This window comes from Microbulbifer sp. ABE4_465 (genome assembly GCF_056160765.1).
This window is the reverse complement of sequence record NZ_JBSWXV010000006.1, coordinates 55,629-67,842: the sequence shown is the minus strand read 5'-3', so window position 1 is coordinate 67,842 and position 12,214 is coordinate 55,629. Positions and strand designations below refer to the sequence as shown.

The 12,214-nt window shown below is 59.1% G+C and carries 11 protein-coding genes; 5 read left to right on the top strand and 6 right to left on the bottom strand.

Going from position 1 to position 12,214, the window contains the following annotated elements:
* The first annotated feature begins 58 nt into the window (after positions 1 to 58).
* The 3 genes from ACXAG1_RS11495 to ACXAG1_RS11485 all read left to right on the top strand — a co-directional run bounded on the left by ACXAG1_RS11495 (position 59) and on the right by ACXAG1_RS11485 (position 2,221).
* Complete coding sequence (locus ACXAG1_RS11495; protein WP_475092189.1) at positions 59 to 355, top strand: PA4642 family protein; 297 nt, start codon at positions 59 to 61, stop codon at positions 353 to 355.
* 3 nt (positions 356 to 358) lie between these two features.
* Positions 359 to 1,261, top strand: coding sequence for a sulfate transporter CysZ (gene cysZ / locus ACXAG1_RS11490; protein ID WP_475092188.1), 903 nt, complete (start codon positions 359 to 361; stop codon positions 1,259 to 1,261).
* Between the two features lie 81 nt (positions 1,262 to 1,342).
* Entirely contained in the window at positions 1,343 to 2,221 is an 879-nt protein-coding gene (locus tag ACXAG1_RS11485) for a PPK2 family polyphosphate kinase (RefSeq protein ID WP_475119767.1), read from the top strand.
* 71 nt (positions 2,222 to 2,292) lie between these two features.
* Here ACXAG1_RS11485 and rhlB read toward each other — a convergent pair whose 3' ends face one another.
* Together rhlB and ACXAG1_RS11475 are read right to left on the bottom strand one after the other, a co-directional pair.
* Entirely contained in the window at positions 2,293 to 3,831 is a 1,539-nt protein-coding gene (gene rhlB / locus ACXAG1_RS11480; RefSeq protein WP_475119766.1) for an ATP-dependent RNA helicase RhlB, read from the bottom strand.
* 166 nt (positions 3,832 to 3,997) lie between these two features.
* On the bottom strand, positions 3,998 to 4,624 hold the full coding sequence (locus ACXAG1_RS11475; RefSeq protein WP_475119765.1) for an HvfX family Cu-binding RiPP maturation protein: 627 nt from the start codon (positions 4,622 to 4,624) through the stop codon (positions 3,998 to 4,000).
* A 71-nt stretch (positions 4,625 to 4,695) separates the two neighbouring features.
* Here ACXAG1_RS11475 and ACXAG1_RS11470 point away from each other — a divergent pair, with 71 nt between their 5' ends.
* Both ACXAG1_RS11470 and ACXAG1_RS11465 read left to right on the top strand, forming a co-directional pair.
* Positions 4,696 to 6,126, top strand: a complete 1,431-nt coding sequence (locus ACXAG1_RS11470) for an MATE family efflux transporter (protein ID WP_475119764.1) — start codon at positions 4,696 to 4,698, stop codon at positions 6,124 to 6,126.
* Positions 6,127 to 6,237: 111 nt separating this feature from the next.
* Positions 6,238 to 7,779, top strand: coding sequence for a succinylglutamate desuccinylase (locus ACXAG1_RS11465; protein WP_475119763.1), 1,542 nt, complete (start codon positions 6,238 to 6,240; stop codon positions 7,777 to 7,779).
* Positions 7,780 to 7,782: 3 nt separating this feature from the next.
* On the opposite strand, the gene ACXAG1_RS11460 is transcribed toward ACXAG1_RS11465, so the two are convergent.
* Genes ACXAG1_RS11460 through hemA form a run of 4 tightly spaced genes read right to left on the bottom strand, consistent with a single transcriptional unit; the run spans position 7,783 to position 11,951 of the window.
* Positions 7,783 to 8,691: a cation diffusion facilitator family transporter gene (locus ACXAG1_RS11460; protein WP_475119762.1), complete on the bottom strand. Its 909-nt coding sequence runs from the start codon at positions 8,689 to 8,691 to the stop codon at positions 7,783 to 7,785.
* Positions 8,692 to 8,713: 22 nt separating this feature from the next.
* Positions 8,714 to 9,544 (bottom strand): peptide chain release factor N(5)-glutamine methyltransferase, encoded by an 831-nt coding sequence (gene prmC, locus ACXAG1_RS11455; RefSeq protein WP_475092179.1) that lies wholly within the window; start codon positions 9,542 to 9,544, stop codon positions 8,714 to 8,716.
* A gap of 5 nt (positions 9,545 to 9,549) precedes the next feature.
* Positions 9,550 to 10,635, bottom strand: a complete 1,086-nt coding sequence (gene prfA / locus ACXAG1_RS11450; RefSeq protein ID WP_475092177.1) for a peptide chain release factor 1 — start codon at positions 10,633 to 10,635, stop codon at positions 9,550 to 9,552.
* Positions 10,635 to 11,951, bottom strand: a complete 1,317-nt coding sequence (hemA, locus tag ACXAG1_RS11445; RefSeq protein ID WP_475119761.1) for a glutamyl-tRNA reductase — start codon at positions 11,949 to 11,951, stop codon at positions 10,635 to 10,637. Before hemA ends, prfA begins: the two co-directional genes overlap by 1 nt.
* Positions 11,952 to 12,214: the final 263 nt, after the last annotated feature.

The following is a 12,214-nucleotide window of genomic DNA, read 5'->3' as shown; positions in this document are numbered from 1 at the left end:
ATGGAGCGGAGGTACAACGAGCAAGAGATTAGAAACAGACCACGAAAGGAATTAACAAGTGAGCCTGAAAAAAGACAAGCAAAAAGTCCTCGGTGAAGTATTCGACGATGAGCGTATCGCCGGATTTTTGGTAGGTGAGGCACCGGAAGGATTTAATCGAGATTTCTACCTGCTGGAGCGCGCCTACCGCGGTATGAAAGCAGAGAATTTTGAAACCTTCGTGCGCCTGTTCAAAGAGCAGGGACTGGATCTGGACAGCCAGAGCCCGGAAGGCCAGACACTGCTGGCGCGAATTGGCGAGCATGAGCAGAGTGCGGATTACGCCAACATCCTGAAGGCCGCGGGAGCGCAGTAACCCATGACCTCCAACCCGGCACATGGCGTACACGCACTGATCCGGGGGGCGCAGTTGCTTACCCGGAAAGAGCTGCGCCCGTTTATTATTATTCCCCTGCTCATCAACCTGGTGCTGTTTATCGCACTGGGTGCCCTGATGATCAGCCAGTTCGACGACCTCGGCCAGTATATCGGCAGCCTCCTGTCCGATACCCCCGTCGACACCTCCAATATGTCCTGGTGGCGTGCGATTCTCGCCAAAGGCGCAGACTGGGCCGCAAGTGTATTCCAGTGGCTGGCGTGGCTGATCGCCATCGTCGTGGTACTGCTGTTCTTCTTCGTGTACGGCTACCTGTTCGGCATAATCACCAACATTATCGCCGCACCGTTTAACGGCTTTCTCGCGGAAAAAGTCGAAGAACTCCTCACTGGCCATCCACCGCCCCCGGAAGCCCTGCACAGCATGGTATTCCGCACCCTGGGGCGCGAACTGCGCAAACTGATGTACTTTATTGGCTGGGGACTCGTGATTTTCGTGATCGCCCTGCTTACCAGCTGGACCGTTTTTATCCCGGCTATTCTCGGTGCGCTATGGGGCGCCTGGTGCATGGCGATTCAGTATGTGGATTACCCCCTCGACAACCACCAGCGCTCTTTCGGCGAGCTGAAAAGTGTATTGATGCGCAAGAAGTTCACCACCCTCGGTTTCGGCGGTGCGGTGATGCTGGCGAAAATGGTGCCGATCCTGAACATCTTTGTCATGCCCGCGGCGGTGGCGGGCGGAACCGCGCTGTGGGTGGAGCGAATCTGGACCGAAGGCGATCCCGGCCAGGGACCCAATGGTGGCGGTGATGTGAGCCCCGCCATTTCCCAGACTCGTGAGAAAAAGAAATGGCCCAAGGGAATCGACGGCCCCAAGAGATAACAGGCACCGCCAGCCCTCTGCCGTGTTGCGATTGACTAGGCTTTACCTGAAACCAGGCAATCGCGCAGGCAGACAGGGCTTATGGAAATCGACTGGGGTAAAATCCGCTTCGAGGGTGACAACCGCTACCGCAAGGGCGCCTGCCCCACCAGGATGACCCCGCTGTATCGCGATAAAAAAGACTACAAGAAGAAAATACGGCAACTGCGCAAGGCGATCGACGAGCGCCAGCGGATCATGTATGCCCACGACCGCTACAGTCTGCTCAGTATTTTTCAGGCATTGGACGCCGCCGGAAAAGACGGCACCATTCGCGCGGTGTTCAACGGCGTCAATCCCCACGGTGTGGAAATCACATCATTTAAACGCCCCAGTGAAACGGAGCTGGAGCACAACTTCCTCTGGCGCACCTCCGTGGCCATGCCCAGACGCGGCAATATTGGTGTATTTAACCGCTCCTACTACGAGGAAGTACTGGTGTGCCGCGTACATCCGGAACTGGTGACTCAATATCAGAAAATTCCCGGGGAGCAGACCCGCGATCTCGATGCCCTGTTTGCCAGCCGTTTTGAAGCGATCCGTACCATGGAACGCTATACCGCCGATAATGGCACCGTAACCCTCAAGTTTTTTCTCAACCTGTCCCGCGACGAGCAGCGCACCCGGTTCCTCTCCCGCATTGACGAACCGGATAAGAACTGGAAATTTTCCGAAGCGGACCTGAAAGAACGCAGATACTGGGACCAGTATCAGGATGCTTTCGAAGACATGATCAATGAAACCGCCACCCCCCACGCCCCCTGGTTTGTGGTGCCGGCGGACGACAAAATGAATATGCGATTGATCGTGGCAAGCGCGGTACTTCAGGCGCTCAACGAAATGGAAATGCGCTACCCAAAAGTATCCGAAGCGCGCCGAAAGGAGCTCGGGGAATACCGCAAGCAGCTTCAGAGGGACTGAGAAAGCGAACAGGAAAGGGGATAAGCGCGCCCCGGAACTGAATGCCCGAGGCGCCACAACCGGAAAAGAACTTAGCGACGTGGACGCCCACCACCACGGCGTCCGCCGCGATTACCACCGCGCTCGTTGCGATCACCGCTACTGCGTTTCACGTGGACTTTGGGCGGTTTTACCAACAGCTCCTCCGGGGGCACCTCGCACTTCAGCTTGCTGCCCAACAGTGCCTCGATGGGTTCCAGACGCATGGCGTCGTCTTCACAAGCGAAACTGATAGAGGTACCGCTCTTGCCTGCGCGACCGGTACGGCCGATGCGGTGCACATAGTCTTCCGGCTCTTCCGGCAAGGTGTAGTTCACCACATGGCTGATGCCGTCGATGTGAATGCCGCGGCCCGCCACATCGGTGGCGACCAGCACCTTGGACTTGCCGGTCTTGAAGTCGTCCAGGGTACGCACGCGCTTGTTCTGCGCCACTTCCCCGGACAGCAGGCCAGCGTTGATACCGTGAGCCAAAAGGTTTTCGTGCAGACGGCGGCACTGATCGCGGCGGTTGGCGAACACGATCAGGCTTTCCACGTCGTCCTGCTGCACGATGTTGAACAGCAGCGGGTACTTTTCATCACCGGACACCAGGTACACATGCTGGGTAACGGTGTCCGTGGCCACGCGCTCGGGCTGGATTTCCACGATCACCGGCTCGGAAGTCCACTGATCGACCAGATCGTCCACTTCCGGCGTAAACGTGGCGGAGAAGAACATGGTCTGACGGTGGGTCTTGCGCGGGGTCTGGCGCACGATGCGGCGCACATCGGGGATAAAGCCCATATCCAGCATGCGATCCGCCTCGTCAATTACCAGGATCTCGGTCTGATCGAGGAAGCAGTCGCGCTTGCTGACAAAATCCAGCAGGCGACCGGGGGTGGCCACGAGGATGTCTACCAGGCGCTCATTCAATGCTTTCTGCTGCTTCTGGTAATCCATACCGCCGACCAGGGTGTGGATTTCAAGATCCGTGTATTTACACAGCCCCTTGGCGTCGTCGGCAATCTGCATCACCAGCTCGCGGGTCGGCGCGATGATCAGCGCGCGGGCTTCGCCGGCGTAGCGCTCGCCCTCAAACGGGTTCTTGAGCAGATCATCGATCACGGTAATCAGGAAGGCCGCGGTTTTGCCGGTACCGGTCTGGGCCTTGCCCACCAGATCGTGGCCATTGAGAGTATGGGGGAGTGACTGGCCCTGAATGGGCGAGGCGTATTCAAAACCCAGGTCGGCGATGGCGTGCATCAGCGGCAGCGGCAGATCCAGATCGTGGAAGCGCACCTTGCCTTCCTGCTCCGGAACCTGAAACTCGTCCAGGCTCCAGGGCTTTTCCGGTGCCTTCTGGCGAGTGTCTTTTCGCTTGTCCCGACCGCCCTGCCCGCCACCATCTCCGCCGCGGCGACGGTTGCGCTGGCGACCGCCGGAGCGACCGTCCGCTTTGCCGCCCTCTGCGACGCGCTTTTCAGAGCCAGAAGCGGATTTCTTGGACTCGGGCTTCTGCCCTTTGGATGCGTTGTCAGACTTGTCTGCGCCTGATTGCTCAGCGGAACGACGGAAAAACTTGCCTATCAAAAGATTGCTCGCTCAATTGCGCCAGCGGGGCCGGAAGTGGCCGGGCCGGGGTTGCAGCCGTGACCAGCAGGCCACGGAAACGGGTTAAATAATCGGCGAGTATATCATCTATATGCGAATTGCGAGTTACTGGCGCAAACTCCACTGTCTCAGTCAGCACCGGCTATCAATCCCGCAATAGTCCCCGCCGGCGGGCGATCCAGTAATCCAGGCTCACGTAGCGTCCGCCACCGGTAAACAACAGCGCCAGCAGCATGACAAAGTAAGTGGCCGCAAACTCGATTCCGTTCTTGAGCACGGTGAAGCTCCCCGCCTCGGTCAGCCACTCGTAATTGCCGTGCGCCTTGAGCAGCTCTACCGCCTTATCCTTGCGAACCACCGCCTCTTCAATCAGATCCTTGCGCCACTCCCAGGGCATGGTAAGCGTCTGCTCCGGCAGCGCGTGCCACCCGTACTGCCAGTGCGCCGTTACCGCGGCAACCGCCATGGTGAACATCAGAGGAATGGCGGCGAGGCGCACCCCCAAACCCAGCACCAGGGCGATACCACCGAAAAACTCGGTCAACGCCGCCAGCCACGCCATCAACAGCGGCGCTGGCAGCCCCAGGCCCCAGTCAGGGTTACCAAACCAGGCCGCCACATTGTCGATGCCAGTGATTTTATTCCAGCCTGCGAGAATAAAGATTGGACCGAGAAACAAGCGCAGTGCCAGCGGGCCCAATCCACTCAATGGCCGCAGTGCGTGCAGAAAACAGATGTAAATCCGATTGAACCCGCTGTGTGCCCCATCCATAATCCGCTCCCGTTTTCGACAATACTGAATTCAGTAACATACTGTTCACTGAAGACTGGTCGCCGGAGACAGTGGATTCTTACACGCTGTCCCGAACCGAGTTCGATCAGTTTAGCCAGCCTCTACCTTTTACCCATACCAAATCCATGTTCAGACTCTACAAACGCGCCACAGCCACGGAGCTGCGCCACCTCACCAATCTGGGTGGGCCTCTGGTTGTGAGTAATCTGGCGGTGGTCAGCATGGGCGTCACCGATACCATCGTTGCCGGCCAGTCCGGCGAGGTGGACCTGGCCGGGCTGGCGCTGGGTTCCAGTATCTGGGCGGTATGCGCGGTGACGCTGATCGGCATGCTCGCCGCTGTTTCGCCAGTGGTGGCAAACCTGCGCGGTGCTCGCGACGAACAGGGCTGCGCTAGGCAGATGAGCCAGTCGGTGTGGATTGCGCTGATCGGCGGATTACTGGTAGCCGGCGCACTGCTGGCCTCGCCCCTCTGGAGCCAGTGGATTCAGACCGAGGAGCCGGTGCGCAAGGTGATGGTCCAGTACCTGCTGGCACTGGCCACCGGCACCCTGCCCTTTGCCTTTGGCAGCGCCCTGCGCGGTTACTGCGAAGGAATGGCACAGGTGCGGCCGGTCATGCGGATCTATCTCGCCGCGGCGGCACTCAATATTCCCCTGGATATCCTGCTGGTATTTGGCTGGGGGCCGATTCCCGCAATGGGCGGTGCCGGCTGTGGCTGGGCCACCAGTATAGTGTGCTGGTGTATCGCCATCGCCCTTTACTGGCACGCGGGTCACGATCCCGCCTACCGCGCACTGAACCTGAAGCTGCTGCCACCGCGCCCCCACTGGCCCACCCTGAAGCACCTGTTGGCAGTGGGCATGCCCATCTGCATTGGCGCCGCCAGTGAAGTGACCTTCTTTGCCAGCCTTACCCTACTGCTGGCCGCCTACGGCGCCACCATCGTTGCCGCGCACCAGATCGGGCTGAGTATCGGTTCAATTTTCTATCTGGTGGCGCTGGCGCTGGCGCAAGCAGTGAGTATTCGCACCGCCCAGGTATTGGGTCAGGGACGCCCCAAACGGGCCAAATTTGCCAGTATCGTCGGCGTCGGCAGCGGCCTGATTTACGCCCTGTGTACCGGTATCGTGCTGATCAGCCTGCGCAACCTGTTGGTGCTCGCTTACACCGACAACCCGGAAATCATTGCCGTGGCCACCAACCTGCTGTTGCTGGCCGCCGCCTTCCAGCTGGTGGACGTGGCTCAGGCCATGGCCTGGGGCGCTCTGCGCGGCTACAAGGACACCCGGGTGCCCATGTACCTGCAGCTGTTTTCCTACTGGCTGGTGGGACTCGGTTCTGCCTACTGGCTGGGAGAGCAATTCTGGGGGGTGTACGGCTACTGGGTGGGCATCTGTATCGGTCTCGGCACTGCGGCATTACTGCTGATCCTGCGCCTGCGTCGCACCAGTCGCAAAGCCTTGGTAAACACCCGCTAACCCGGTCGATTTCTGAATTACACCAAATGCCGCGCAAACCTGCGGGAACCGATTGGCTATACTCGCGCTCTCAGCAACCTGACACCTGTTTTTCCCGCAATGGAGTTTTTCATGCGCCGTCGCTCTTTGAGCCTCTCTGCAAGTCTGCCCCTGTTCTTTGCTCTCGCCAGTTATGCCGCAAGCCTGCCGGCGGAGGAGTCTGACGAGAATGGCGAGCCGGTGGAAATCCAGCAGCCTCTGGAGGCGGCAACAGAACAGCAACCCGTGGAAACCCCGCAGGAGGAAACGCCACCCACTGCGGATCTGAAGCTAGACGACCAGCTGGAAACCGATACGCAGCCGGAAAAGCCGATGCCAAAAGCAAAAAGTATCGAGCTGGATAAACCGGTCAGTGAACAGGAACTGGTAGCGCCCCCGCAGGCGGACGATACCGAAGCCAAGACAGAAACCACACCGAAGGCACCCGCCGAGAGCCCCCTCGAGGAAGCGGTGCCCTTACCAGACGTGACTGTCGGCCAGCCGCTGCAATTGCTCGGTTCAGAGGTATCCCCGGCAACCTCAACCCGTTTGGCGTGGTCCCCCAGCCAGCACTTTGAAGGGGTTTACAGTGCAACGCCGGTTCTGGTGGTCAACGGCGCGGAAACCGGTCCTACCCTGTGCCTGTTTGCCGCGATTCACGGGGACGAACTGAACGGTATCGAAACCGTGCGCCGGGTGATGTACAACCTGAACCCGAAAACCCTGAAGGGTGCAGTTATCGGCGTACCCATCGTCAACCTGCAGGGCTTTCACCGCGGCTCCCGCTATCTCACTGATCGCCGGGATCTGAACCGCTACTTCCCCGGCCACCAGCAGGGCTCATCCGCCTCCCGTATCGCGCGCTCGTTTTTTGATGAAGTAGTCACTCACTGTAACGCGATTGTGGATCTGCACACCGGCTCTTTCTATCGCACCAACCTGCCGCAGCTGCGCGGCGACCTGACGAATCCAAAAGTGGTAAAACTCACCAAGGGCTTTGGTTCCACCGTGGTGCTGCACAGCGACGGCGCCGAGGGCACCCTGCGCCGTGCGGCAGTAGAAGCCGGTATCCCCACGGTCACACTGGAAGCCGGCGCGCCCATGGTGCTGGACGAGCCCTCCGTAAGCCACAGCGTAAAAGGCATTCGCACCCTGCTGAACCAGCTGGGCATGGTGAGTAAATTCCGCCTGTGGGGAGACCCTGAGCCCGTCTATTACAACTCCACCTGGCAGCGGGCCACCACCGGAGGCATCATTTTCAGTAAAGTGGAGCTCGGCGAATCAGTCAGAAAGGGAGACCTTCTCGGCACCGTCACCAACCCAATCACCAACGTGCGCAAGGAGATCCGCTCCCAGTACAACGGGCGCATTCTCGGGATGGCGATGAATCAGGTCGTACAGCCCGGATTTGCCGCATACCACATCGGTATTCAGGCACCGGAAGAACAGATTCCGGCACCGGAGGAGGTTACTGCAGAAGCAGAGCCCGCGTCGGTGGAGGCCGGTAACACCGACACCGGCGAAAGCCCGGCGGTAGAAGCGAAAGAGAGTGCAGATGAAACCCACGATGAAACGCCACTGAAAAATGGCAACGAGCCGTCGATAGACCGCGATGAGGATAGAGAGGAGGACTGAGCCTTACCCCTTGGTCGGGCTCACCCTATCAATAATCGGTACAGGGTCCGGGTGCAGCGGCTCCGGTTGCAGCGTGACGTGATGAATCGCAAAGCGTTTTTCCAACGTTTCCTGCAAGCGTTCCAGTACCTGTGGCCAGGCTGCCAGATCGTCCACAACAATATGTGCGGACAGGAAAATCATGCTGCTATCCAGGCGCCAGATATGCAGGTCGTGGACCGAGCGCACCCCCTCCTCTAGCGCAATGGCTTCACCGACCACGGGCAGGCTCAGCTCTCGCGGAACCCGCTGCATCAGCACATCTACCGCATCCCTCAGTAATCTTACGCTGGCAAACAGAATCAGCACACAGATCAGTACCGAAAGCAACGGGTCGATAGGCGTCCAACCGGTGAAATAAATGACCGCACCGGCAACCAGTGCAGCGACGGAACCGAGCAAATCGCCGATGACATGCAACAGTGCACCGCGAATATTCAGGGTCTGCTCACCCCGGTGCAGCACCCAGGCCACAGCAATATTTACCAGTAGTCCGATTGCCGCAATCACCATCACCATGCCGCCCTGCACCGGTTGCGGATCGCGCAGGCGATCAAACGCAGCGACGGAAATTCCGCTAACGATGAGCAACATCAACACGGCGTTGGTCAGCGCGGCGAGTACTTCTGCGCGTCCCCAGCCAAACGACATTTCCCGGCTTGCCGGCTTCTGCGCGAGCAGCGCGGCGATGGCGCCCAGGGCGAGAGAAAAAGAATCGGTAAGCATATGACCGGCATCGCCGAGCAGTGCCAGAGAACCGGAAATCCAGCCGCCGATGGCCTCGACCATGGCGAAGGCGAGTGTGATGATGAGCCCCCAGATCAGAGGCTTGAGATGGCCACTTCCGTGGTGATGATGAGCGTGATCGTGCATGGATTCCTTCCCAAGAGTGCACTTATTTGTAGGTACCCAGCGTAATACGTTCCCGCCCGGCATAATCGAGACGGGTTTCCACATCCGTGTAACCGAGTTCGGTAAAGAGCTTGCGCACCGCTTTGCCCTGCTCCCAGCCGTGCTCCACCGCCAGCAGGCCGTTTAGATTGAAATGGTCGCGCGCGTCATTGGCGATTTTGCGAATATCCGCCAGCCCGTGATCCTCGGCAACCAGAGCGGACAAGGGCTCGAATCGCACGTCGCCTTCACGCAGATGCGGATCCTGGGTATCGATGTAAGGAGGGTTGCTGACGATCACATCAAACTGCTGATGCTCCAGGGAAGAAAACCAGTCGCTTTGCCGGATTTCCACATTGTGAAACCCGAGCAACTGACGGTTTTCCTCCGCGAGCGCGACCGCTGCGGGCATGGTATCAACGGCGGTAATTGCCCAGCGTTTTTTCTCGCTGGCCAGCGCCAGGGCAATCGCTCCGGTACCGGTGCCCAGGTCGAGGAGTTTCGCCTCTGCCTGCGGACAGCGTTCGAGCACCACTTCCACCAGCACTTCCGTATCCGGGCGCGGAATCAGGGTGGAGCGATTGACCTTGAGAGGGAGCGACCAGAATTCGCGGCTGCCGGTGAGGTGGGCCACCGGCTCGCCGGCGATGCGCCGTTTTACCAGCGCATCGAATTTCGACTGTTCAATTTCTTCCAGCGGATGTTCCGGCCAGGTGTAGAGCCAGGCCCGGGACTTGCCTAACAGATGGCAGAGCAACACTTCCAGATCCAGACGCGGGCTGTCACTTTCGTTGAGCTCTGCTGCGCGCTGCAGGTTTTCCTTCACCGTGGCCATGGGAATCAGTTCTGCCCCAAGGCTGCCAGCTGGTCTGCCTGGTACTCGGTGCGCAACGGTCCGATGACTTCGTCCACCGCACCCTGCATAACTTCGTCGAGCTTGTACAGGGTCAGGCCGATACGGTGGTCGGTAACCCGCCCCTGGGGGAAGTTGTAGGTGCGGATACGCTCGGAGCGGTCGCCACTGCCCACCAGGTTTCTACGCGCGTCGGAAATTTCCTGAGCGGCGGCGGATTCCTGGGCGCTGTTCAGCTTGGCCTGCAGCAGCGCCATGGCCTTGGCCCGGTTCTTGTGCTGGGAACGCTCGTCCTGACACTCCACCACAATGCCGGTGGGAATATGGGTTAGACGTACGGCGGAATCGGTTTTGTTGACGTGCTGGCCACCGGCACCGGATGCGCGGTAAGTATCGGTGCGCAGGTCCGCCTTGTTGATTTCAATGGCGTCGCGCTCGTCTGGCTCCGGCATCACCGCCACGGTGCAGGCAGAGGTGTGAATGCGCCCCTGGGATTCGGTTTCCGGCACACGCTGCACGCGGTGCGCGCCGGACTCAAACTTGAGTTTTGCGTAAACCTCTTCGCCGGCGACGCGGGTGATGATTTCTTTATAACCGCCGTGCTCGCCGGGGTTTTCACTGATTACCTCGACGCGCCAGCCCTGCTTTTCCGCGTAGCGGGAATACATGCGGAACAGGTCACCGGAGAAAATCGCCGCTTCATCACCACCGGTGCCAGCGCGAATTTCCAGGTAAACGTTTTTGCGATCGTTGGGATCGCGGGGTAACAGCAGAGTCTGCAGCTCTTTTTCCAGGGGCTCCAGCTGGGCTTCTGCTTCACGCAGCTCTTCCTGGGCCATTTCACGCATTTCCGCATCGCTCTCTTCGAGCATTTCGCGGGCCGCGGCCATATCGTCCTGCAGGGTTTTGTAACGGCTGTAGCAGCTGACCACTTCTTCCAGCTCGGAGTATTCCCGGGAGAGATCGCGGAATTTATCCTGATCACTGATGATTTCCGCATCCCCCAACAGGGCGGAAACTTCTTCGTGGCGCTCGACCAGATTGTCGAGCTTGGTTTGTACCGACGCTTTCATTACTTGAGTTTCTTCTTGTGCTGCTTGTCCGATGCGTCGCTATTTTCAGTAGTGGAATCTGCACCGGTATCGTCCGGGTTCAGTCCAATGATCTGGCGCGCCAGACGTAATTTTTCCATGTCGCCCTCGGCGGTGGCCTGTCGCAGTGCCACCGTCGGTGCGTGTATCAGTTTATTGGTCAGGGAGCGGGCCAGTTGTTCCAGTAGCTGCTCCGGCTCACCGCCGGTGCGCAATTGAATCAGTGCTTTTTCCAGTTCGTCTTTGCTGATCGCCTGGGCCTGACGGCGGTAACTGCGAATGGAGTCCACCGCACGCAGACTGCGGTGCTCGCGCATAAATGCGCAAGCGGCGTCACTGACGATTTCGTCAGCCGCTTCGGCGGCCTGTTCGCGCAGCCGCTTGCCCTCGTCAATTACACCGCGCAGGTCATCCACGGTATAGAGATAAATGTCATCCAGCTTGCCAACCTGCGGTTCGATATCCCGCGGCACGGCGATATCCACCATAAACATGGGGCGGTGACGACGCTGCTTGAGTGCCGTTTCCACCGCGCCTTTACCGAGAATCGGTAACTGGCTGGCGGTAGAACTGATGACGATATCCGCACGGGGCAGGTAATCGGGGATATCTGCAAGAAGAATCGCCTCGGCACCGAAGTCTTCAGCCAGTGCCTGGGCCCGATTGAGCGTTCGGTTCGCGACGATCAGCTGCTTCACACCTTTATCCAGCAGATGGCGCGCCACCAGCTCAATGGTTTCACCGGCACCAATCAACAGCGCGGTCTGCTCACGCAAATCGGTAAAAATGCGCGATGCCAGGGAGACGGCAGCAAAGGCCACGGATACCGGGTTTTCGCCAATCGCGGTCTCGGTGCGCACCTTTTTCGCCACCGAGAACACCTGCTGGAATACATTGTGCAGGGTAGAACCCACACTGCCGGACTCCCGCGCCACCGCGTAGGCGGATTTCATCTGCCCGAGAATCTGCGGTTCCCCGAGTACCAGTGAATCGAGCCCACAGGCCACGCGCATCATATGGCGCACGGCAGACTCATCCGTGAATTGGTAGTGGCAGCTGGTCAGTTCTTCGAGAGAGACCCCGTGATACTCGGCAATCCAGGCCAGCACCGACTCGGGAGTCGCCTCACCGTAGATTTCGGTGCGATTGCAGGTGGAAAGTATGGCCAGTTCCGGGCATTCGAGGGCAATCCGCGCTTCGGCCAAGGCACTGGGCATCACTTCCGGGGCAAAGGCCACCCGCTCGCGCACCGCCACCGGTGCGCTATCGTGATTGATTCCCAGAGCAAGGATTGGCATAAGTTCTCGTCATCTCTTCCAGATACGGCGGTGCACCTGGCACAAAAAGGCCGCACATTGTCCGGGCCCACTGCGGCTGGTGCAAGTGGATTGCGGCTATCTGCCTGATAGCACCTCTCAGTTAACACCCCCGGTCCAATCTGGCTCTACCCGGTATAAATAGATGCTGACTTTGCCGCTGAATCTGGTCCAGGGACAACAGGGGGGCGAATTCAGAACTAGAATTATACGGCGATAACCCGGAAAAATACGCCAAAAGGCGT